Raw genomic sequence first — 22,083 nt, forward strand, 5'->3', positions numbered from 1 at the left:
TCGGTGTCATGCGTGTCTGCCCCGCCGTACCTTGGAACCATGACCACTCAGACTGCGACCCCGGCTCCCGTCACGGCGGTGAAGCCGCCGTTGCGCATCTTCCTCACGATCCTGCACCTCGCAGGCGTCGGCGCGCTCGGCGGCGCCATCTTCGGCATGCTCGGCGGACTCCTCGGCACCGGCCTCGGTCTGCTCTTCGCCGCCGGCATCGGCCTCGTGCTCCTCGTCGGGCTCGTGTACGCCCTGTACGGACTCGGGTGGTTCGAGGTCGCCCGTGTCGGTGCCCTCTACCGCACCCCGATCACCCCGTTGCGACTGCAGCAGCGCGACCGCCCCGGGTTCGTCGGCTGGCTGCGCTCCCTCGGGCGCCAGGCGATCGACCCCCGCATGTGGCGAGCGGTCGCGAACTTCGCCATCTCGGCCGTGCTCGGTTTCATCGTGCTGCGGCTCGCCTGGAGCCTGGTGTGGTCGATCATCATCTCCTTCGCCCCGCTCACCGCGGCGGACGCGGTCATGGGACCGTTCGGCGGCGGAGGCATCCCCGTCGCCTGGGCACCGCTGGTCGGCATCCTCGGCATCGCGGCCTCCGTGGTCGGGATGATCGGCCTGGCGCTGCTGCACCGCACGCTGTCACTGGCGATCGTCGTCCGCAGCAAGGAGACGGAGCTCACCGAACGCGTCCGCACCTCGACCGCCCAGCGGGAAGGAGCGGTCCGCGCCGCCGATCTGGAGCGCACGCGCATCGAGCGCGACCTGCACGACGGCGTCCAGCCGCGGCTCGTCTCCGTCGGTATGACGCTCGGCCTCGCTCAGCAGAAGATCGACAGCGATCCGGACACTGCCAAGGAACTCATCAACGAGGCGCACACCTCGACCAAGGCAGCCATCACGGAGCTGCGGCAGCTCGCCCGCGGCATCCACGCGTCCGTGCTCGACGACCGCGGCCTCGACGCCGCGCTGTCGGCCCTCGCCAGCCGATCGCACATCCCCGTGCACCTCGATGTGCGCATGGACGGACGATGCAGTCGCGAGGCCGAGGCCGCCGTGTACTTCTCGATCGCGGAATCACTGACCAACGCCGCGAAGCATTCTCGGGCCAGTGAGGCCCGAGTCATCGTGCGGCTCCGCGAGGGGAACACGCTCTGGGCGCGGGTCGAGGACAACGGCATCGGCGGCGCGCAGGTGCAGCCGGGTGGCGGCCTCGACGGCATCGCGAACCGCATCCTCGCCGCCGGCGGGACGTTCCGCCTCGACAGTCCGCAGGGCGGACCGACCAGCCTGGAGGTGAACGTACCGTGCGCATCCTGATCTGCGAGGACTCCGTCCTCCTCCGAGAAGGACTGGTCCGTCTGCTCGAGGACGCCGGCCACGAGGTTGTCGCCGCTCTCCCCGACATCGAGGGCCTCGACGAGGCCGTCGCCACCACGGCACCCGACCTGTGCATCCTGGACGTCCGGCTTCCCCCGACGTTCACCGACGAGGGGATCCGTGCGGCGCTCGGACTCCGGTCGACGCACTCGTCGCTCGCCATCCTCGTGCTCTCGCAGTACGTGGAGGAGCGCTACGCGTCCGACCTGATCGCGGCGCAGGGTGGTCCGCTCGGATACCTGCTCAAGGATCGCGTCGCCGACGTCTCGGAGTTCCTCGCCTCGGTGCAGCGCATCTCCGAGGGTGCCACGGTGCTCGACCCCGAAGTGGTGGCGCAGCTGCTCACGCGGCGCAACCGTGACGACAGGATGATGCGTCTCACGGAACGGGAGCGCACCGTGCTCGCGCTGATCGCGGAGGGGAAGTCGAACCAGGCGATCGCCGGTCTCCTCTTCCTCTCCGAGGCGAGTGTCGAGAAGCACATCACCGCCATCTTCCAGAAGCTGGGCTTCGAGCAGGACGAGTCGGGCAACCGCCGCGTGCTCGCCGCCCTCGCCCACATCGAGAACACCGGTGGCCCGACGCCGCCGACCGGCCAGACAGGAGTGGCACGATGACCACCGACAACAACGGCGCCCCGGGCGAGCACACCCCGCTCACCCCGCCGCCCGCTTCTCCCCCGCCCGCCTCCGCACCGCAGACGCAGGCACCCTCGACGCCCGCCCCGCAGGCGGCTCCGACGCCTCCCCCGCCCGGTGCTTCGGGCGGTCGCTCCTCGGGAACGACGGCGGTCATGGTCATCACGGCCGTGGTCGGCGGCATCGCCCTGCTCGGTGCCGGAGGAACGGCCGCTGCGGCTGCGGCCGGGAACATCGTGTCCTCGAGCCGTCCGGACTCGGTGCAGACCGTGGGCGTGGACGGCATCGAGGGGATCGACGTCGATGCGGATGCGAGCACCATGCGAGTCGAGTTCGGCGATGTCGATGAGGCACAGCTCTCCATCACCAACGGCCGCGGCACCGCGTGGACATTCGACCGCGACGGTGACGAACTGATCGTCCGGAGCCCCGACGGGGTGTTCGGCTGGTGGTTCGGCAACTGGTTCGGTGATGAGGAGATCGCCGTCCTCACGCTGCCGGAGAGCCTGCGCGGCGATGCGCTGGATGCCGATCTCAATCTGGACGCGGGCAGCCTGGACGTCGTGGGTGACTTCGGAGTGCTCGACGTGCGCGTCAACGCCGGTGCCCTCGACGTGGAAGGGTCGGCCAGAGAGCTCGACGCGGAGATGAACGCCGGTCGCGCCGACATCCTCCTCGACGGCGTCATCCGCGCCGACCTCGGCGTCTCTGCGGGCGATCTCACGGTCGAGCTGACCGGCACGGCACCCTCGGAGACGACGATCGAGGTCAATGCCGGAACGCTCGATCTGACCGTGCCGGACGTCGAGTACGCGATCACCCAGGACGTCAGTGCCGGCACATTGAACGCCAAGGTCGACGAGGGCTCCAGCGCGCGAAGGACCATCGACGTATCGCTCTCCGCGGGCACCGCGACCATCCGTCCCGGCCGCTGAACACCGTCGAGGGTGGGGACTCTCCGGGGTCCTCCCCCTCGATTCGGATTTTCCGTGTTTCTCCGGTAAAGTCTTGGAGGTTGACGGGGCTATAGCTCAGGCGGTTAGAGCGCTTCACTGATAATGAAGAGGTCCCAGGTTCAAGTCCTGGTAGCCCCACCCTTTAACTCAAGAAATTCCCTCACGGGGCCTTAGCTCAGTTGGTAGAGCGCCTGCTTTGCAAGCAGGATGTCAGGAGTTCGAATCTCCTAGGCTCCACAGGATCGAGAAGCCCCCGGCAGTTGCCGGGGGTTTCTCCGGTTTCCGGGTCGGAAAGGGAAGGCCACCGCAGCAGATCTCCGATGGTTATCGAGGCTAGTAGCGTCGAGACTGACGACATGAGAGGTGCCGGATGCCCGACACGCACAGAACCCTGCCAGGGCTCAGCTATGACGCATACGTTGAACTGCGCGAGCACGACATAACCAATGACAAGCTCGATCCGAATGAATGGCGTCTGGGGCAAGCTTCATCGTGGGCACACTGGGGACCCTGCGGTGCTGCCCCACGCATCACCGCAGAGAACCGGCATCTCTCCTCAGCAACGAGTGCCGCGGGGTTGAAAGCCACTATCGCCGACCTCACGCGAATCGCTCACACGGACCGGGCCGGTTTCGAGGCCTCACCTTATCCGCTCACTCCGAGCGTGGCGCTTCTGGGTCTCAACTTCGCCGGTAGCAGTCTGGATCCCACGTCCGCTGACTTCGCCCCTTTCCATCATCCAGGGCCGACGTCTACCGACCATTTCCTCCGAGCGAGCGTCGAGCTCGCGGCCTTCGACGCAGGGCTTCCAGCGGAGTACCCCGCGCCGTACATCACGGACGTGTTCAAGCTGGCGCCCACGCCCTATGGACCGGACCTCGCAAGAGCGTTCGACGGACGATCCCACCCTGCGATCGAAAACGGTCTGGCGGTGCTCAGCTTCGAGCTCGAAGTCCTGACGCGTGCGAACCATGGCCGTCCGCCATTGCTCATCGCTCTGGGGGATCATGCCCACAATTGGCTTTCCGGTACGGCCAAGCATCCAGATGCCGTCCGGTTTCGGGATCTGGTGGAGCAGACGGGGTCCCCTCTGCATAAGGCCGTTCACTATGCGAACGTCGGGCGCGTTTCCTTACGGGCATCACAGATCGAAGCTGTGCTTCGCAAAGCGATCCTCACGGGCTGAATGCTGGAGACGTAGCACGCACAGTGCTCGGCCCCCAGGAGCTTCTCCCGTCTTCGGGACGGACCCGACGATTGCGCGGGACGAGACCTCAGCGCTCACGCGCTTCGGCCTCACTCGACCGGACGCAGATCGCGCAGGATCGTCGCCTGCCGGACGAGGAACGTGCGCTCGTCGAGCTTCTTCCGGCGAAGCCAGCCGGTCACCTCGTCGTTGTGCTTGCTGGCGTTGCAGGATGCGCAGGCAGGGACGACATTCTCGAGCGTGTAGCGGCCGCCGCGCGAGATGGGCTGGATGCAGTCGCGCTGCAACGCGGCCCCCTCGCCGCCGCAGTAGGCGCATCCGCCCCAGGCATCCATGAGGTCGTGCCACTGGGCGTCGGTGAGATCGTTGTCGACTTTGGCGAGTCGGTTCGTCCGACGCTTGGCGTACCGCGCACGTGTCGCCGGCGACGCGTTGGCGGAGGAGACCTTGCGGGGGCGGCGCATGCGCTGATGCTACCGCGGTGGATGCGGGCTCAACGCCCGCCGCCGCCGAACTTCGAGAAGAAGCGGTCAGCCGCCGTGCGCTGCTCTGCGACGGAAGCGACGGTCGTCGGATCCACGGGGCTGAACGTGAACACGAGGTCCTGCGGACCAGCGGCGCCGAGCCGGTACGCGCTCAGCCCACCACCCTGATCGCGCGCCATGCCACTGGGCCAGACGTCGGCCCGTGCACCGGCGACCCCCAACCGCCACCCGCGCGGGTCGAGGTCTTCCCGCAACAGGCACAGCGCCTCGAAAGCATCGTTCGCCTGCCGCTCGACAGCGCCGAGCTCCGGGGAGTTCACGACCACCACCCACTGCCAGTCATCGGTCTGCCACCAGCTGATCCTCACCTCGTGGATGAGACCGCCGTGGGTGGCGGAGATCTTCTGGGGACTCTGTGGCCGCGCCGGTACGTCGTCCATCAGGAACCGATCGCGTGCGCACCCACCGACACGAGCTCGTGCGGCGCGACGTTCAGCCGCTCGCCGCCGTCGGCCGTGACGATCACGATGTCCTCGATGCGCGCGCCCCACGCGCCGGCGAAGTAGATGCCCGGCTCGATGCTGAACGCCATCCCCTCCCGCAGCACCAGGTCGTTGCCCGGCGCGATGTAGGGCTCTTCGTGCACCGAGACACCGATGCCGTGGCCGGTGCGGTGCAGGAACGCCTCGCCCAGACCCGCTTCGGCGAGCACGTCCCGCGCGGCTGCGTCGACCTGCGCGGCCGTCGCCCCGGGGCGGACGGCGTCCACCGCCGCCTGCTGCGCGCGCACGAGAACCGCGATGCGCTCGGCCGCCTCCGGGTCAGGGCTGCCGACGACGTAGGTCCTCGTGCTGTCGGAGTTGTAGCCGCTCGGCACCGCACCGCCGATGTCGACCACGACGACGTCGCCCTGTTCGATCATCCGGTCCGAGACCTCGTGGTGCGGGTCGGCACCGTTCGGACCCGATCCGACGATCACGAACTCGACCGTGCGGTGGCCCTCCGCCACGATGGCCTCCGCGATGTCGGCCGCGACCTCGCGTTCGGTGCGTCCGGCCCGAAGCCACTCCGGCACGCGGCGATGCACCGCGTCGATCGCTTCCCCCGCTCGGCGCAGTTCGGCGATCTCCTCGGCATCCTTGATCATGCGTCCTTCGCGGAGCACGGGTGTCGCCAGCTCGAGACGCACTCCGAGACGCTCGCCGATCGGCACGACGTGCAGCGCGGGCAGCGCATCCGAGACGCCGACGCGGGAGACCGTAGCCACGGCCTCGGTGACGAGCGCGTACGGGTCTTCGCCGTCGACCCAGTCGGCGACCGCGAGTCCGAGCTCACCGACAGCGGTGGTGCGAACCTTCGCGAGCTCCATCCGCGGCACGACGACCGTCGGAGCGATGTCGGGGCCGATCACCAGGGCCGTCAGTCGCTCGATCGTGTCGCCCTCGACGCCCAGCAGATACTGCAGGTCGGGGCCAGGCCCGACGATGATCGCATCCAGCCCGGACTCGGCGGCGAGGGATGCGGCGCGGGCGAGGCGGGCGGCGTACACGGAGGCGGGGAAGGGCAGTGTGCTCACGGGTTCCACGCTACTGCGCGGGTACCCGCGACGGCACCCGCGTTCCGTGGACCCGGCGTCAACCGGCGCGCACGGCGCGGGGCGGGACTCCGTACTGGGCGCGGAACACACGGCTGAAATGCGCCGCATCGACGAAGCCCGCACTCATCGCGATCTCGGCGATGGAGCGGTGCGCCTGATACGGGTCGGTCAGCGCGTCGTAGCAGCGCTGCAGTCGGCGTCGCCGGATGACCGTGGAGACCGAGGCCCCCTGCTCACTGAACATCGAGTGCAGATGCCGCACCGAGATGTAGTGCGCCGCCGCGATCTGGGACGGAGACAGCTCGCTGTCGGCGAGGTGCACGTCGATGTAAGTGAGGATGTGCGTCAGCGTCGTGGAGTGCGCGCTCACCGGCCCGTCGGTCGCGACGAGGTTCGCCTCCAGCACCGTGCTCAGCATGTCGACCGCGGTCCGCAGCATCCGTCGGGCGATGCGGCTGTCGAGGTGGTGTGCACCTTCCGCGAGCGAGCCGAGGTAGGGACCGACCATCGCACCCAGCGCTCCACCGGCATTGAGGCGCGTGGCGGTGATGCGGCTGGTGTCCTCCGTGGGGATGTCGAGGAGGACCTTCGGGAACATCACCACCGACATCTGCACGGCGTCATCGAAGAGCAGGGAGTACGGACGGTCGGTGTCGTAGAGCGCCATGTCGCCGCTGCCGAGTGCGGTCTCGCGTCCGTCCTGCACGATCATGCCGCTCCCGCGCTCGATGCGGGAGAACTTGAAGTACTGCTGCGGGGCACGCGAGATGAGGGAGGGAGTGCGATGCACGCCGTGCCCGTCGGCGTCGATCGCGAAGACGTGGATGTCGCCGGCAGCGGTGGCATCGATCGCCCCCCGGAAGCGATCCTGCTCCGGCGCTGTCACGTCGAGCGCGACGACGGCGCGGGAGACCGCATGGCGGTAGTCGAGGAACGACAGACTCTGCATCAGGGCTCACCTCACTGTGGCCGATCATATACGATGCTGCATTTTAGCATTCGTGCGCTGTGCCCGCGTAGACAAGTGTTCTGCTCTCGCCGTCAATCGACGACGGCTCCCCCTGGCGAGTATGAGGACTTACCCGAGCATCGAAGGAGCTGTGCCATGGTGACGTCCACTCCCACAACGTCGACGACGAGAACGGCCGAGCATCGGCGCCTCGGCGTCTTCGCGGTCGCATTCATGATCATCGCCGCCTCCGCGCCGCTCACCGTGCTCGCCGGCGGAGTGACCAGCGCCTACGCGGTCACGCACGTCGACGGCATCCCCTTCGGCTACATCGTGCTCGCGGTGGCACTCGGCATCTTCGCGATCGGCTACGCCGCCATGAGCCGGTTCGTCACGAATGCCGGCGCGTTCTACGCGTACGTCGCGCAGGGGATCGGTCGCCCGACCGGCGTCGGGGCCTCGGTGCTCGCGTTCCTCTCCTACAACGCCATGCAGATCGGCATCTACGGGATGCTCGGGTTCCAGATCAGCTCGTTCATCGAGTCGAAGACCGGTTGGGCGAGCCCCTGGTGGGTCTGGGTCCTCCTCACGATCGTGCTCGTCGGCGTGCTCGGAGTCCACCGGGTGGATCTCTCGGCGAAGGTGCTGGGCGTGCTCGTCGCGCTGGAGTTCGTGGCGGTGATCGTGTTCGACCTGTTCGCCTTCGGGAACCCGGCCGAGGGATTCACGGCGGCACCCATCACCCCCTCGGCGCTGTTCGTCCCGGGAGTCGGGGCCGTCCTCGCGTTCGGCATCGCCGCGTTCATGGGCTTCGAGTCGGCCGCGATCTACGGCGAGGAGTCCAAGGACCCGAAGCGCACCATCCCGCGTGCGACGTTCCTCGCGGTCTGCGTCTCCGGCATCTTCTACGCCATCTCCTCGTGGGCGCTCGCGCTCGCCGTCGGCCCGAGCAAGATCACCGACCCCGCGGGCATATCGCCGGAAGAGGCCGGCCCTCCGCTGTTCTTCAACTTCGTCGCCGAGCACCTGGGCGTGATCTGGGTCGATGTGATGTCGATCCTCTTCATCACGAGCCTGTTCGCCGCCCTCGTCAGCTTCCACAACGCGGTCGCCCGCTATGCCTTCTCGCTCGGCCGCGAGGGCGTGCTGCCCCGGGTTCTGGGTACCGTCCGTATCAAGAGCGGTGCGCCGTGGGCCGGGTCGCTCCTGCAGTCCGCGATCGCGGTCATCGTGATCGTCGGTTTCGCGATCGGCGAGCAGGGCTGGAACCCCGAGAACGGACCGTACCCGGTGATCACGCTCTTCACCTGGCTCACCAACCTCGGCGCCTTCGGACTCGTGCTGCTCCTGGTGCTCGTCTCGGTCGCGGTGATCGGCTTCTTCCGCCGCGACAGCCGAGAGGTGGGCGCCGGCAGCCGGCTGGTCGCGCCGATCATCGCGTTCGTGGCGCTCGCGATCGTCTGGGTGCTGATCCTCCTGAACTGGGATGTGCTGCTCGGTCAGGCCGAGTCCACGCCGACGACCTTCATCCTTCCCGCTGTGCTGCTCGTGCCCTCGGCCCTGGCCGTCGTGTGGGCGCTGTGGCTGCGCAGGGCGCGGCCGGATGTCTATCGCCAGATCGGCCACGGCACCGAGCTGCCGGAGGCTCCGCTCCTGGGCGAGCCCGAGCCGGTGGTCGACGCGACGAGAGGAAACCTGTGAGCACCACTGACACCAGACTGACCTTCCGGTATCTGTCCGAGCCGGACACGATCGCGGCGGGCGTCACTGACATGGAGCTGTGCGTCGACGTGATGGAGGAGACCCTGCGTCTCGTCGACGACGGCGATTACCGGATGGGCGGACCGGACGGGAACTCGCACGGCTCGATGGTCACCTTCCCCGCCGAATCCGCTCATGAGGGAATGCCGCTCGACGGACCCCATCGCCGGATGATGGCGATGCCGGCGTACCTCGGCGGCACCTTCCAGACGGCCGGCTGCAAGTGGTACGGGTCGAACATGGCCAACCGCGAGAACGGTCTGCCGCGGTCGATCCTGATGCTCACGCTGAGCGACAAGGACACCGGCGCGCCACTCGCGCACATGTCGGCGAACCTGCTGAGTGCGTATCGCACGGGCGCCGTCCCGGGAGTCGGTGCCCGCCACCTCGCGAACCCCGATGCGCGGAGCGTGGGCATCGTGGCACCCGGCGTGATGAACCGGACGACGATCGAAGCCTTCGTGGCCGTGCGGCCCGAGCTCGACACCCTGAAGGTCGCCGGACGCAGCCGATCGAGCATCGACTCCTTCGTGGAATGGGTGCGGCGCGAGTACCCGCAGTTCACGACGGTCACGGTCGTCGACAGTGTGGAGGATGCCGTACGCGACAGCGACCTGGTCACGATCGCCCCCACGACGCCGGCCGGTTCGGTGAACTACGTGCGGATCGAGAAGCGGTGGCTGAAGCCGGGTGCGCTGGTGAGCCTGCCCGCCGACATCATGATCGACGACGAACTGCTCCACGGAGCGCGACACGTCGCCGACTTCCGTGGGCTGTACGAGGCGTGGAGCGAAGAGGTGCCGCCCCCGACGCACGAGCACATCGGCCTCCACGGTATGTACCTGCTGGATCGCATCCGTTCGGGGGACGTGCGCGACGAGGCTCTCGAGAACCTCCCCGCCATCATGAGCGAGCAGGCAGAGGGGCGTCGAACGGAGGACGACATCTTCCTCTACTCCGTCGGTGGGATGCCGGTGGAAGACGTCGCGTGGGGGACCGTCGTCTACCGGCGTGCGATGGCCGAGGGCATCGGCACGGAACTGCTGCTCTGGGACACTCCGGCTCTCGCATGACCGGCGTCCGTCCCCCATCGATCATTCGTCAGGAGTTCTCATGAGTGCCCAGGTCAGGAAGCGGATCGTCATCGTCGGGCTGGGGGCGGTGGGTGCGCTCGCCGCGTGGCGACTGTCGCAGCGTGACGACGTCGAGGTCATCGGCATCGAGCAGTACGGCAAGGTGCACGACCGCGGCTCCTACGCCGGCGAGTCTCGGGTCTTCCGCACGGCCTATCACGAGGGCGGGCGCTACGTGCCGATGCTGCAGGAGTCGCGGCGACTGTGGCGTGAACTCGAGCAGCGGTCCGGCCGGGAGCTCTACCTCGAGGTGGGGGCCCTGTCGATCGCCCAGCCCGACCGGATGGAGATGCGCACGACCCTCGACACCGTGCGCGAGTTCGACCTGCCGCACACCCTCTACGACACCGAGGAGCTGCGACGCGCCCACCCGCAGCACAACGTGCACGACGGCGACGTCGGGGTGCTCGACCACCACGGCGGCGGCATCCGTCCCGAGGTCTCGCTGATGGCTGCGCTCGATCTCGCCGAGGCGGCCGGTGCGCAGCTGCGCTTCCACACCCCGGTGCTCGCGATCGAGGAGGAACCGGGCGGCGTGGTGGTGCGCACCCCGACCGAGGCGATCCGCGCTGACACCGTGATCCTCGCCTCCGGCTCCTGGTCCACACGGCTGGACCCCCGGCTGCACGACCTGTTGCGGTTGCAGGTCCTCGGGCTCACCTGGTTCATGCCCACGGACATCGCCGACTTCCTCCCCGAGCGCTTCCCCGCGTTCCTGCGCGACGTGGGCCCCGTGCACTTCTTCGGGGCGCCGAGCCTCGACGGATACTCGATCAAGGCGAGCAGCAACCCGACCTGGCCGGTCGCCCGCGATGTCGACGAGGTTCCGCGGGAGTACACGCGACACGAACTCGCGAAGATCGGGCAGCAGGCGAAGGAGTTCTTCCCGTCGTTGAACCCCGAGCCCGTGCGCTCCAGCGTGCACCACTGCGCTTACACACCCGATCGCACCCCGATCGTCGACGTGAGCGAGAGCGAGCGGGTCGTGACGGTGACCGGTCTCTCGGGTCACGGCTTCAAGTTCGCGCCCGTGCTCGGGGAATGGGCTGCGCGGCTCGCCACGCGGCCGAGCGATGCCGGCATCGACCCGCACTTCTCGCTGGCCGCGCACCTCGACCGGCTGGCGACCGTCGGTGCGTACCGCGGCGGCGGTCACTGAGCCCGGTCCGCGCTCTTCGGTCACGGACCGACAAGCGCGCCGCACGGGCAGTCAAACCCCGCTCGGCCCCCGAGCACAGACTCGAACTGCGCGATGAACCTGTCGCGCACCCCATCGTGAGGAGACAGTGATGTCGGAGAACGCCCCGGTTCTGGACGAGGCCGCCCTGTTGGAGCGCGTCGGCGCCCCCGAAGGTCAGGGCCGCGAAGTGGTCGACGCGGCGACGCGCGAACCGATCGGCCGGGCGCCCGTGCATACGGTCGAGGAGCTCGACGCCGCGGTCGCGCGGGCGAAGGCGGCGCAGCCCGGGTGGGATGCACTCGGCCATGCGGAGCGCAGTGCGCTCCTGAACCGGGTGGCCGATGCGATCGACGCGAACGCCGAGCCGCTCGCCCGGCTGCTCTCGCGCGAGCAGGGCAAGCCGCTCAACGGGCCGAATGCCCGCTTCGAGGTGGGCGCGTGCTCCGCGTGGCTGCGCACCGCCGCCGCGACGCCCCTCGGGCCGGAGACCGTGGTGGACGACGGTGAGACCCATGCCGAGCTCCACTACCGCGCGATCGGCGTGGTCGGTGCGATCGGACCGTGGAACTGGCCCCTCATGATCGGCATCTGGCAGATCGCTCCGGCGCTGCGCATGGGTAACACGGTCGTCGTGAAGCCGAGCGGATACACGACGCTGAGTGTGCTGGCGCTGATCGAGGTCATGAACCGGGTGCTCCCCCGCGATGTGCTCATCGGTGTCGCCGGAGACCGCGAGGTGGGGGCGAGGATCGCCTCCCACCCCGACATCGGCAAGGTCATGTTCACGGGTTCGACGGCGACCGGGCGCAGCATCGTCGAGAGCTCGGCGCAGAACCTCGCCCGCCTCACGCTCGAGCTCGGCGGGAACGATGCGGGGATCGTGCTGCCGGGCGTCGACGCGACGGCGATCGCGCAGGACCTCTTCTGGGGCGCGTTCATCAATACGGGACAGACGTGTGCGGCGCTCAAGCGCCTCTACGTGCACGACTCCGTCTACGACGAGGTCGTCGACGCGCTGGCCGATGTCGCTCGGCAGACCCCGATGGGCAACGGCCTGGATGAGCAGAACGTGCTCGGTCCGCTGCAGAACCGCGCCCAGTTCGAGATCGTGCGCGACCTGGTCGACGACGCGGCGCGCAACGGCGGTCGGATCGTCACGGGCGGTGCGCCCGCGACGGAGCTCGGGGAGCTCTTCTACCCGATCACGCTCGTCGCCGACGTGACCGACGGGGTGGCCCTCGTCGACGAGGAGCAGTTCGGACCCGCACTGCCGATCATCCGTTACACCGATGTGGACGAGGCGATCGCCAGCGCCAACGGCCTCGATGTCGGACTCGGTGCATCCGTCTGGGGCGAGCGCGAGGATGCGCGGAAGGTCGCCGCGCGCATCCAGGCCGGAACCGTGTGGATCAACTCGCACGGCGGTGTGCATCCGATGATCCCGTTCGGCGGTCACAAGTCGTCGGGCTACGGCCTCGAGTTCGGGGTCGAGGGTCTCAAGTCGGTCGCCGTGCCGCAGGTCATCAACGGCTGAGTGACAGGGTGCGCGGCCCGTGGCCGCGCACCCATCTCGGCAGGGGCGTCAGGTGATCGCGACGCGGATGCGCTCCGCGAGGAACTCCAGGTCGGCCTTCGTGAGATCCGTGACCGCGTAGGCGGTCGGCCAGACGGTGCCGTCGTCGAGGTTCGAGATGGGCTCGAAACCGAACGTGCCGTAGCGCACCTTGAACTTGCTCGCGGGCTGGAAGAAGCAGAGCACCTTGCCGTCGCGACCCCACGCCGGCATCCCGTAGTAGGTGCGGGGCACGAGCTCAGGGGCGACCTCGGAGACGAGGGCGTGCAGCTTGTTCGAGAGAGCCTGGTCTTCGGGCGTCAGCTTCTCGATCGCCTCCTTGATGTCGGCCTCACCCGCGGCGCGCAGCTCTTCGGGCGACTTCTTCGCCCGGGAACGACGGGTGCGGGCCTCCTTCGCGGCGGCCTGCATGGCTTCGCGTTCCTCGGCGCTGAAGTTCTTCTCTTTCTCGGCCATGGTCGGTCCTCTCGATGTGCTGCTGGTGTGGGATTCAGACTACGTAGGCTCGGCCGCGGTGTGCTTCTCGATTCGTGATCGATCCTCGACGGCACCTCGACTGCCAGACTGACGCCATGACGACAGTCTTCACCGGCCGTATCCGTCCGCTCGTCCCGAGCGCCGACGCCGAAGTGGAGGCGATGGTCGTCCACGACGGAACGATCGTCGCCGTCGGGACGGCGGACGACCTCCTCCGCCGCTTCCCGGATGCCGAGACCACAGCCCTCGACGGCTGGGTGATGCCCGGTCTGATCGAGCCGCACGGGCATCCGGGCTTCTCCGCGATCCTGCTCTCCGATCTCGTGGTCGACCTCCGTCCCGTCGTGATCCCCGAGGCGGAAGGCGTCCTCGCGGCGCTCCGAGCGGCGGTGGCGGATGCCGGCGGCGAAGCCGTCTTCGCGAACGGGTGGGATGCTCTGCTGCAGCGTGGACTGCCCGACCCCGACATCCGCTTCCTCGACGAGCTCGCGGGCAACGTGCCCCTCGTCGTCATCCACAACTCCGGTCATTCCGTGTACTTCAACACCGCGGCCGCGCTCGCCGCAGGCATCGATCGGGAAACCCCCGATCCGGTCGGCGCCTCGTTCGGCCGTGATGCCGCGGGGGAGCTCACGGGCGTCGCCCTCGAGGCCGCGGCGGTCGAGCAGGTCGTGGCGCCGATGCTCGCGAAGGCGCAGCAGCATCTCCCCCGGATCCTCCCCGCGCACCTGCACGACCTGGCATCCCGGGGCATCACGACGGTGTCGGACCTGTCGTGGAACCCCGACCTCAACCCGCTCATCGATGCTCTCCGGGCGCAGGGTGCGATGCCGGTGCGGTTGCGGTGGTACGAGATGTCCCGCCCCGGCGGAGTCGTGGCTCCGCCGAGTGACGGCGATCCCGTGTTCCGTCAGACAGGGGTGAAGACCTGGTCCGACGGCTCTCCGTGGGTGGGCAACATCGCCACCTCCTTCCCCTACCTCGACACCCCGGCGACCCGCTCCCTCGGGCTCGAACCGCATCACATCGGACACGCGAACTACACGGCCGAACAGCTGCGCGCGATCGCTGAACCCTATGCCGCCGCGGGCTGGCAGCTCGCCTGCCATGTGCACGGTGACCTCGCGATCGACGCGACGCTCGACGTGTACGAGCAGCTCATCCGGCAGCACGGGCTCACCGACCACCGCTTCCGCCTCGAGCACTGCGGGGCCATGACACCCGTGCAGTTCGAGCACGCGGCGGCCCTCGGCGTCACCGTCAGTCTCTTCGTCGACCACATCACCTACTGGGGAGAGGTGCTGGTCGACGACCTCTTCGGCCCGGAGCACGGCGGTGCCTGGGCCGATGCCGGTGCCGCCTTCGCCGCCGGTCACCGGGCGACCTTCCACAACGACGGCTGGGTCACCCCCAACGAGCCCTTCCGCAACATGGCCGTCGCCGAGACCCGCACCACGCGCAACGGATATCGGATGCCCGGCGGCACGGCGGCCACCCGCGAGCAGGCCCTCCTCGCCCACACCACGAACGCGGCGTGGCAGCTCCTCAGCGAGCATGAGGTGGGTGCGCTGGCACCCGGACTCCTCGGCGACTTCATCGTGGTCGACCGCGATCCCCTCACGGTCTCGGCCGAAGACCTCGCCGCGACGCGGGTGATGGCGACCTACGTGGGCGGCGTCCGGATCGTCTGACACGCGGTCATCCGGGGTCCTCGCTGCCGGATAGTGTGTGATCCATGGACCTGCGTGTCGCGGCGTACGCGGTCGTCACCGATGACGACGGGCGTCTGCTGTTGGCGCGGTGGACCGAGGGCCGTCGCGTCGCATGGACCATGCCGGGTGGCGGACTCGAACCCGGTGAGTCGCCGGAGGATGCGGTGCGCCGCGAGCTCCGGGAGGAGACCGGCTACACCGTGAAGGTCGGCGAGCTCCTCGGCATCCACTCCCGGGTCATCCCCGCCGGACGCCGCGTGCAGAAGGCTGCGGATCCGCTGCACACGCTGCGCATCGTCTATCGCGCGCAGGTCACGGGCGGCAAGCTGCGCTTCGAGACCGACGGCTCGACCGACATGGCCGAGTGGTTTCCCCTGAAGTCCGTGGCCGAGCTGCAGCGCGTCAAGCTCGTCGACATCGCGATGCGCATGGCCGGAATCCTCTGAGCTCAGCGCTCCTCGGGAACCGAGATGTCGGCGACCGTCGCCCCGTACGCGGCGATGAGGTCGTCCGCCTCGACGAAGAGGCTGTACCCGTGAGCGCCGGCACCCATGGCGATGCGCTGACCCACGATGGACTCGTCGGCATAGATCGGCCAATCCGTGGTGCTGCCGATGGGAACGATGGTGCCCCGCTCGTAGCCGGTCGCCTGGAGCGCGAGCTCGGGCTCGGGCAGGCGCAGCTTGTTCACGCCGACCAGGGCGCGCAGCTTCGGCCACGAGATCGAGCGTCCGCCGGGCACGAGGGCGAACAGGAAGGTGTCGTCCGAGCGCTTGACGACGAGAGTCTTGACGATGCCGGACGGCGGGATGCCGAGCAGCTCGGCCGCCTCGAACAGGCTGCCGGCAGCGGGGCGTTCGCGGATCTCGATGTCGAGCCCGCGAGCAGCGGCCGCATCCCGCACCCGCGCATGCCGATCGCCTCCGTCACCAGAGGCGACGGAGGCGAGATCAGACGGGGTCACGCGTCGGGCGCGGCGAGCGGGTCGTCCGCGACCCAGAGCTCGTCATCGGCACGCAGCGCCTGCCAGGCGGCGTAGAGCACACCGACGGCGGCAGCAGCACCGAGGATGATCGCGATGACCGAGCCGAGACCCGGGCCCGACTTCTGCTTCTTGCCGAAATCGCCCCGACGAGCCGGTGCGGCCACACCGTGGCGCTTGGCGTTCGCGACGTCCCACGCGGTGAGAGCCGAACCGACGACTCCGCCCACGATCGGGACGAACTTGTCGTCGACGACGTGCTTGCCGAGCTTCACGCCACGGTCGACGACCGGGGCGACACGGCGGTTGTACGTGTCCTGGATGACCGGCACGACCTGCTCACGATTGATGTTTCCGAGCTGACGTCCGGCCTCGCGGGCGACATCGGCGGCGTGACCGACGAGCACCTGCTGGTTCTCCCAGAGCTGGTTCGCGTCGTTCTGAAGACGACGCAGTTCCTTCTTCCGCTTGCGGCTGAGGCTCACGATGCTCTCCTGTCCATTGGAGTACGGGTTCCCCATCTTGCCACGGGAGGCTGGATACCGGGCGGGAATCGCCCGGCCCTTGCGCTGTCGGCGGATCCGGGGTACGCCGGGCGAACTCACCGAAAGCTCTGCGAGAATGAAGGCATGGCTCACGCTTCCCACGTCGCAACCCTGCACACCAACCACGGTGACATCGTCATCAACCTCTTCGGCGATCACGCACCGAAGACGGTCAAGAACTTCGTCGGCCTCGCCGACGGCACCCAGGAGTGGACCGATCCCGCCACCGGCAAGCCGGGCGAGGGTCCTCTCTACAAGGACGTCATCTTCCACCGCATCATCCCGAACTTCATGATCCAGGGCGGCGACCCGCTCGGACAGGGCGTCGGCGGCCCCGGCTACAACTTCGACGACGAGATCAACATGGAGCTCGACTTCAACAAGCCGTACATCCTCGCGATGGCGAACGCCGGCCTCCGCCGCAACGCCATCACCGGCAAGCCCGAGGGCACCAACGGCTCGCAGTTCTTCATCACGACCGACCCGACCCCGTGGCTCCAGGGCAAGCACACCATCTTCGGCGAGGTCGCCGACGACGCCTCGCGCGCTGTCGTCGACAAGATCGGCGCCGTTCCGACCAGCGGCGGAGACCGTCCGGTCGAGCCCGTCGTGCTGCAGTCGATCGACATCGTCGCGGCCTGACGACAGCTGCGGCCGATCCGGATGACCACGCCTGAGTTCACGAGCAATCGCGACAACTTCTGCTACCGGCATCCGGATCGGCAGAGCTTCGTGCTCTGCCAGCGGTGCATGCGCACCATCTGCCCCGAGTGCCAGACTCAGGCACCCGTCGGCGTCATCTGCCCGGAGTGCATGAACGCCGAGCGCAAGAACCGCACCCCCGCGCAGAAGAAAGCCCAGCGTCGGTGGGGTGCTCGCAGCGGCGGGGCCATGGCGATCGCCCGCAGCGGCAAGCCGATCGTCACCTACGTACTGCTCGCCGTCACGTCGTTCATCGGCCTGGTGCAGCTGATCCCCGGGATGAACGGGCCGATCACGCAGGCACTCGCCTTCTACGCGCCGTATCTCTACCCGAACCTCTTCGGTGCGGGCTTCGAGCCCTGGCGCCTCCTCTCCGTGCTGTTCGTGCACGGCAGCTTCATCCATCTCGCGCTGAACATGCTCGCCCTGTGGATGCTGGGGCAGAGCCTCGAGCCCATGCTCGGCCGCGCCCGCTTCCTAGCCCTGTATCTGATCAGCGGCCTCGGCGGATCGGTGGCGGTCGCCCTCCTCGCCCCCCTGGACCCGACGGTCGGCGCATCCGGCGCGATCTTCGGAATGCTGGCCTCGCTGTTGATCATCGGCCGCCACATCGGCGCGAACGTGACCGGGATCCTCGTGATCCTCGGCATCAACTTCGCCTTCGGCTTCTTCGCCGGCGGCATCTCCTGGCAGGCGCACCTCGGCGGTGCGATCGTCGGCGCCCTGGTCGCCCTCATCTACACCCGGACGAGGCGTCGAGACCAGCGCACCTGGCAGATCGTTCTCCTCTCGGCGCTCGTCGTCCTGTTGATCGTCGTCGTCGCCTTCATCCCGCCGCTGCTGATTTTGTCCTGATCCCAAGTTGTTAACAGGGTTGTTAACCCCTGTGAATAACACCGGTGTAATTCTCCCCAGGCTGTGGAGAAGGTTGTGGATAACTTCCGCTCGGTTCAGCTTGTGGGTCGGGCGCGGGGTCGTTCCCTTCGCTCGCAGAGCGGGTCCCTCCCGCTTCGCGGGGCCCTCCCGATGCTCGCTCCGGGAACAACCCCGCGCCCTGGCCTGAGCCGTCCCTCACTCGGAGTATGAAGAAAGGCCCCTCGCTGTGCGAGGGGCCTTTCGGGAAGAAGGAGTGGCGTCAGCGCCAACGAGTGGTCATCAGGAAGCCGATCAGAGCGATGCCGAGACCGATGGCCAGGTTCCAGTTGTCGAGACCCGGGATCGGGAACTGCATGCCCGAGATGTAGAAGACCAGGATCCACGCGAGACCGAGCAGCATGAAGCCGATCATCACCGGCTTGAACCACACCGCGTTGGGAGCGGCCTCGCCTTCGGCGCGCTCGACGACGGGTTCTTCACTCTTACGGTCACGTGCCATGCCGTCATTGTACCCATCAGACCCATGAGCCGCCGAGTCCGCAGCGTGCGAGAGACGGCGGGCTCACCGACATCCGTTCAGCGTCCCGGGATATGATCGCGCCATGACTGCATCCGTCGTGCCTGGGGGGCGACGCCCGCGGCGAGAGCGACCACGCTCTCGCGCCACCTTCGCGAGCGTGCTCGGCGAGCTCCTCCTCACCGCCGGAGTGCTCGTCCTGCTCTTCGTCGCCTGGCAGATGTGGATCGGCGACATCATCATCAGCGCCCAGAAGAACGACGAGGGCGCAGCCATCTCGCAGGAGCTCGCACAGGGCGAGGCGCCGGAGCTGCCGCCGGTCGTGGAAGAGGACGACGGCACCACCACCTACGTGCCCCCGGTGCCCGCAGCACCGGCAGACGCCACATGGTTCGGGCAGATGCACATCCCCCGTTTCGGAGCCGACTACAACTTCGGCATCTACGGCGGAACGAGCCGTGCGCGAACCCTGGATCAGAAGGGGATCGGCGTCTACAAGGACTCCAAGATGCCCGGCGAGGTCGGCAACTTCTCGATGGCGGGACACCGCACCACCTGGGGCAAGCCTTTCAACCAGCTCGACAAGCTGCAGCTGAACGACGCGATCGTCGTCGAGACTCCCGACGGCTGGTACACCTACCGCTTCCGCACGCTCGAGTACGTCAAGCCGACACAGACCGATGTGCTCGCCGACGTGCCGCAGATGCCGGAGCAGCAGACCGGAGAGCAGTACATCACGCTCACCGCCTGCTCTCCGCTCTACTCCCTCGCCGAGCGCATCGTCGCCTACGGGGTGTTCGAGAGCTTCCAGCCCCGCGCCGAGGGGCTCCCCACCGCGCTGACCGACCCGCCGCCGCCTCCGGCCGCACCATCGGTGTGACCGTGGACGCTCACGAGGGAGAAGACTGATGTACGCCGCACTCTGGCGCCTGCTGCCCGGCCCGTGGTGGCTGCGCGTCCTCATCCTGGTCGTCGTCATCGCCGCCGTGCTGTACGGGCTGTTCTGGTACGTGTTCCCCTGGATCAGCCCGATCATCGCCCCCGGCGAGGTCGACGTCGAATGACCCGAGTTCTCGTGGTGGACAACCACGACAGCTTCGTGCACACGCTCGTCGGCTACCTCCACGAGCTCGGCGCCGAGACCACCATGGTCGAATCCGACGCGCTGGACGCCGCCGAGTTCGAGCGGATGCTCACCGGCCACGACGCCCTGTTGCTCTCCCCCGGCCCCGGACGTCCCGCGGACGCGGGAGTGTCGCTCGACGCGGTGCGGATCGCCGCTCGACGGCGGATGCCGACGCTCGGCGTCTGCCTCGGACACCAGACCATCGGCGAAGCGCTCGGCACCGCGGTGAGCGAGGCGCCCGAGCTGATGCACGGCATGGTCTCCGCGGTCACGCACGACGGATCGGCTCTGTTCGCAGGGATCCCGTCGCCGTTCGACGTCGGCCGATATCACTCCCTGGCGCTCGCGGCAGCGGACCTCCCGTCCGAGATCGTCGTCACCGCCTGGACGGCGACTGGAACGGTCATGGCGCTCGCGCACCGAGAGCTGCCGCTGCACGGCGTGCAGTTCCACCCGGAGAGCGTGCTCACCGAAGGCGGGTACCGGCTTCTCGCGAACTGGTTGGAACTCTGCGGCGACGCGGATGCCGTGGCGCGATCCGAGACCCTGCATCCACTCTCGCGCTGATATCTCGACGCGCGATTCGCGTCACGAGAGACTCAGGGCGCGGCGCAGTAGCGAAGCTCGACCGGAGATCCGATCGGCACGTCACCCGGTGCGACCGACATCGAGTGCACGGTCGGGGGTTCCGTGGGAGCGCAATCCGCCTCTTCCACTGGCTCCGGAGTCAGACCGAGGTCGGTGAGGTTCGTCGTCGCGGCCTCGACGGTCCACCCGACGAGATCGGTCAGCGTCACCTTGCCGCTGGCGACGACGAGATTGACGACGGTGTCGGGGGCGACCTCGGTCTCTGCCGCTTCGCTGGCGGAGATCACGGTGCCGGCGGCCAGACCCTTGTCGTTGCGCTGGATGACGGTCCCGAGTTCGAGGCCGGCGGCCTTCAGTGCCTTGGTGGCATCCTCGAGGCCCATGCCTTCGATCTTCGGCACCACCACGGTCTCCACGCCCGAGGAGACGTGAACGGTGACCGTCGAGCCCTCCTCCACCGAGACTCCTGCCTCGGGGTCGGTGCGGATGACGTTGCCCTCGGTGATCTCGGAACTCGACTCGATCACGATCTTCGCGGTCAGATCGAGCTTGGCGAGGTCGTCCTGCGCGCGCTCGGATGACACGTTCACGAGATTGGGGATGATGCGCGAGGTGCTCGGCACCTCGGGCGGACGCATGCTGATCGTGACCACCCAGAACAGCACGGATGCCAGAAGCACCGCGAGCAGCGCGACACCGGCCCAGATCCAGGCGACCGGAGGGCCGGACTGGGTGCGGGTCATGGTGGTGTCGGAGCTGAGCTGGCGCAGCGAACGTGCCGTCTCCTGCGCCTGACGCGGGCTCGGACCGTACAGTTCGCTCGTCAGCGCACCCAGTTGCTTGCGGGTCGGCGCGCTTCCGGTCACGGCGGCGTCAAGGGCGGCGCGGAAGTGCGCGGCATCCGGGTACCGCTGATAGGGGTCCTTCGCGAGGGCCCGCAGGACGATCGGGTCGAGCGCGCCCGGTGCGTCCTCGTTCACCTCGGTCGGCGGGATCGGGGTTTCGCTGACGTGCTGGTAGGCGACGGCCACCGGCGACTCGCCACGGAACGGCTGGCGGCCGGTGAGCAGCTCGTACAGCACGACACCGGTCGAGTACAGGTCGGCGCGAGCATCGACGGGCTCGCCCTTGGCCTGCTCCGGTGAGAAGTAGGCGGCCGTGCCGATGATCTGCGTGGTCTCCGCCACGGTCGACGAGGAGTCGGAGACGGCTCGGGCGATGCCGAAGTCCATCACCTTGACCTGGCCCTTGTCGGTCACCATGACGTTGCCGGGCTTGATGTCGCGGTGGACGACACCCGCGCGGTGCGAGTAGTCGAGCGCCTCGAGGATGCCGTCGACGTAGCGCACCGCGTCTTCGACCGGCACCGGGCCGTCGGCGATGATCTTCTTCAGCAGCGTGCCCTTGACGAGCTCCATCACGATGTACGGCGGCTCGTCGGACGACGGATCATTCGACGAGGGGTCGCCGGCGTCGAACACGCGCACGATCGACGGGTGCGACATGCGGGACGCCGCCTGCGCCTCCAGGCGGAACCGGGTGCGGAAGGCGGTGTCGCGTGCCAGGTCGGGATCGAGGATCTTGATCGCGACCTCACGGCCGAGCGTCAGGTCGTAGCCTCGATAGACCTTGGCCATACCGCCATGCCCGATGAGCTCGTCGACGCGGTATCGACCCGCGATGACTCGTGGCTCTGTGGACACGTACTACC

At 68.3% G+C, this 22,083-nt stretch carries 24 protein-coding genes and 2 tRNA genes; 17 read left to right on the top strand and 9 right to left on the bottom strand.

Translation table 11 applies throughout. The annotated features are described in order from the left end of the window. Positions 1-39 precede the first annotated feature (39 nt). The 6 genes from OC372_RS13950 to OC372_RS13975 all read left to right on the top strand — a co-directional run bounded on the left by OC372_RS13950 (position 40) and on the right by OC372_RS13975 (position 4,148). Positions 40-1,308, top strand: a complete 1,269-nt coding sequence (locus tag OC372_RS13950) for a sensor histidine kinase (protein ID WP_262002421.1) — start codon at positions 40-42, stop codon at positions 1,306-1,308. Beyond that, positions 1,296-1,985: a LuxR C-terminal-related transcriptional regulator gene (locus tag OC372_RS13955; RefSeq protein WP_262002422.1), complete on the top strand. Its 690-nt coding sequence runs from the start codon at positions 1,296-1,298 to the stop codon at positions 1,983-1,985. Before OC372_RS13950 ends, OC372_RS13955 begins: the two co-directional genes overlap by 13 nt. Further along, positions 1,982-2,941, top strand: a complete 960-nt coding sequence (locus OC372_RS13960) for a hypothetical protein (RefSeq protein ID WP_262002423.1) — start codon at positions 1,982-1,984, stop codon at positions 2,939-2,941. The genes OC372_RS13955 and OC372_RS13960 overlap by 4 nt, the downstream gene beginning before the upstream one ends. Positions 2,942-3,026: 85 nt before the next feature. Beyond that, positions 3,027-3,100: transfer RNA gene (locus OC372_RS13965), tRNA-Ile, on the top strand. A 26-nt stretch (positions 3,101-3,126) separates the two neighbouring features. Next, positions 3,127-3,199, top strand: a tRNA-Ala gene (locus tag OC372_RS13970). Between the two features lie 133 nt (positions 3,200-3,332). Beyond that, positions 3,333-4,148 carry a hypothetical protein gene (locus tag OC372_RS13975; RefSeq protein WP_146114850.1) on the top strand — a complete coding sequence of 272 codons (816 nt, stop codon included), beginning with the start codon at positions 3,333-3,335 and terminating at the stop codon, positions 4,146-4,148. A 110-nt stretch (positions 4,149-4,258) separates the two neighbouring features. Here the strand turns inward: OC372_RS13975 and OC372_RS13980 are convergent, their stop codons facing one another. The 4 genes from OC372_RS13980 to OC372_RS13995 are packed head-to-tail and all read right to left on the bottom strand — an operon-like array spanning position 4,259 to position 7,200. Then, on the bottom strand, positions 4,259-4,633 hold the full coding sequence (locus OC372_RS13980; RefSeq protein ID WP_029264195.1) for an HNH endonuclease: 375 nt from the start codon (positions 4,631-4,633) through the stop codon (positions 4,259-4,261). A 29-nt stretch (positions 4,634-4,662) separates the two neighbouring features. Further along, on the bottom strand, positions 4,663-5,094 hold the full coding sequence (locus OC372_RS13985) for a hypothetical protein (RefSeq protein WP_051662644.1): 432 nt from the start codon (positions 5,092-5,094) through the stop codon (positions 4,663-4,665). Beyond that, the gene (locus OC372_RS13990) at positions 5,094-6,230 is read right to left on the bottom strand and encodes a M24 family metallopeptidase (protein ID WP_262002424.1); all 1,137 of its coding nucleotides are present in this window, start codon (positions 6,228-6,230) and stop codon (positions 5,094-5,096) included. Before OC372_RS13990 ends, OC372_RS13985 begins: the two co-directional genes overlap by 1 nt. Before the next feature lie 58 nt (positions 6,231-6,288). Continuing rightward, positions 6,289-7,200: a helix-turn-helix domain-containing protein gene (locus OC372_RS13995; RefSeq protein WP_262002425.1), complete on the bottom strand. Its 912-nt coding sequence runs from the start codon at positions 7,198-7,200 to the stop codon at positions 6,289-6,291. A 156-nt stretch (positions 7,201-7,356) separates the two neighbouring features. On the opposite strand from OC372_RS13995, the gene OC372_RS14000 reads away from it, so the two are divergent. From OC372_RS14000 to OC372_RS14015, 4 genes are all read left to right on the top strand, one after another. Further along, the gene (locus tag OC372_RS14000) at positions 7,357-8,901 is read left to right on the top strand and encodes an APC family permease (RefSeq protein ID WP_262002426.1); all 1,545 of its coding nucleotides are present in this window, start codon (positions 7,357-7,359) and stop codon (positions 8,899-8,901) included. Continuing rightward, positions 8,898-10,034 (top strand): tyramine oxidase subunit B, encoded by a 1,137-nt coding sequence (locus tag OC372_RS14005; protein WP_262002427.1) that lies wholly within the window; start codon positions 8,898-8,900, stop codon positions 10,032-10,034. The genes OC372_RS14000 and OC372_RS14005 overlap by 4 nt, the downstream gene beginning before the upstream one ends. Positions 10,035-10,074: 40 nt before the next feature. Then, positions 10,075-11,253, top strand: coding sequence for an N-methyl-L-tryptophan oxidase (gene solA, locus OC372_RS14010; protein ID WP_029264189.1), 1,179 nt, complete (start codon positions 10,075-10,077; stop codon positions 11,251-11,253). 130 nt (positions 11,254-11,383) lie between these two features. Beyond that, positions 11,384-12,808, top strand: coding sequence for an aldehyde dehydrogenase family protein (locus OC372_RS14015; RefSeq protein WP_262002428.1), 1,425 nt, complete (start codon positions 11,384-11,386; stop codon positions 12,806-12,808). Between the two features lie 48 nt (positions 12,809-12,856). On the opposite strand, the gene OC372_RS14020 is transcribed toward OC372_RS14015, so the two are convergent. Beyond that, a complete protein-coding gene (locus OC372_RS14020) occupies positions 12,857-13,303 on the bottom strand; it encodes a DUF1801 domain-containing protein (RefSeq protein ID WP_262002429.1) in 447 nt (148 codons plus the stop codon). A gap of 116 nt (positions 13,304-13,419) precedes the next feature. On the opposite strand from OC372_RS14020, the gene OC372_RS14025 reads away from it, so the two are divergent. Further along, the gene (locus OC372_RS14025) at positions 13,420-15,015 is read left to right on the top strand and encodes an amidohydrolase (protein WP_262002430.1); all 1,596 of its coding nucleotides are present in this window, start codon (positions 13,420-13,422) and stop codon (positions 15,013-15,015) included. A 44-nt stretch (positions 15,016-15,059) separates the two neighbouring features. Further along, complete coding sequence (locus OC372_RS14030) at positions 15,060-15,482, top strand: NUDIX hydrolase (protein WP_029264185.1); 423 nt, start codon at positions 15,060-15,062, stop codon at positions 15,480-15,482. A 2-nt stretch (positions 15,483-15,484) separates the two neighbouring features. On the opposite strand, the gene OC372_RS14035 is transcribed toward OC372_RS14030, so the two are convergent. Both OC372_RS14035 and OC372_RS14040 read right to left on the bottom strand, forming a co-directional pair. Further along, positions 15,485-15,940 (bottom strand): aminoacyl-tRNA deacylase, encoded by a 456-nt coding sequence (locus OC372_RS14035; protein WP_181156323.1) that lies wholly within the window; start codon positions 15,938-15,940, stop codon positions 15,485-15,487. 56 nt (positions 15,941-15,996) lie between these two features. Further along, a complete protein-coding gene (locus OC372_RS14040) occupies positions 15,997-16,503 on the bottom strand; it encodes a DNA helicase (RefSeq protein ID WP_105711491.1) in 507 nt (168 codons plus the stop codon). Positions 16,504-16,647: 144 nt separating this feature from the next. Here OC372_RS14040 and OC372_RS14045 point away from each other — a divergent pair, with 144 nt between their 5' ends. Then, entirely contained in the window at positions 16,648-17,205 is a 558-nt protein-coding gene (locus OC372_RS14045; RefSeq protein WP_029264182.1) for a peptidylprolyl isomerase, read from the top strand. 21 nt (positions 17,206-17,226) lie between these two features. After that, positions 17,227-18,120, top strand: a complete 894-nt coding sequence (locus tag OC372_RS14050; RefSeq protein ID WP_262002431.1) for a rhomboid family intramembrane serine protease — start codon at positions 17,227-17,229, stop codon at positions 18,118-18,120. 280 nt (positions 18,121-18,400) lie between these two features. Here OC372_RS14050 and OC372_RS14055 read toward each other — a convergent pair whose 3' ends face one another. Further along, positions 18,401-18,640 (bottom strand): cell division protein CrgA, encoded by a 240-nt coding sequence (locus OC372_RS14055; protein ID WP_091028134.1) that lies wholly within the window; start codon positions 18,638-18,640, stop codon positions 18,401-18,403. Positions 18,641-18,743: 103 nt separating this feature from the next. Between OC372_RS14055 and OC372_RS14060 the strand changes: the two genes are divergently transcribed. Genes OC372_RS14060 through OC372_RS14070 form a run of 3 tightly spaced genes read left to right on the top strand, consistent with a single transcriptional unit; the run spans position 18,744 to position 20,351 of the window. Then, positions 18,744-19,538, top strand: a complete 795-nt coding sequence (locus tag OC372_RS14060) for a class E sortase (protein ID WP_105711474.1) — start codon at positions 18,744-18,746, stop codon at positions 19,536-19,538. Between the two features lie 28 nt (positions 19,539-19,566). Further along, positions 19,567-19,722: a DUF4175 domain-containing protein gene (locus OC372_RS14065; protein ID WP_140403281.1), complete on the top strand. Its 156-nt coding sequence runs from the start codon at positions 19,567-19,569 to the stop codon at positions 19,720-19,722. Then, positions 19,719-20,351, top strand: coding sequence for an anthranilate synthase component II (locus OC372_RS14070; protein ID WP_262002432.1), 633 nt, complete (start codon positions 19,719-19,721; stop codon positions 20,349-20,351). Before OC372_RS14065 ends, OC372_RS14070 begins: the two co-directional genes overlap by 4 nt. Positions 20,352-20,383: 32 nt before the next feature. On the opposite strand, the gene pknB is transcribed toward OC372_RS14070, so the two are convergent. Beyond that, on the bottom strand, positions 20,384-22,075 hold the full coding sequence (pknB, locus tag OC372_RS14075; protein WP_262002433.1) for a Stk1 family PASTA domain-containing Ser/Thr kinase: 1,692 nt from the start codon (positions 22,073-22,075) through the stop codon (positions 20,384-20,386). Between the last annotated feature and the right edge of the window lie 8 nt (positions 22,076-22,083).

This window comes from Microbacterium sp. Mcb102 (assembly GCF_024519805.1).
Lineage (GTDB): Bacteria > Actinomycetota > Actinomycetes > Actinomycetales > Microbacteriaceae > Microbacterium.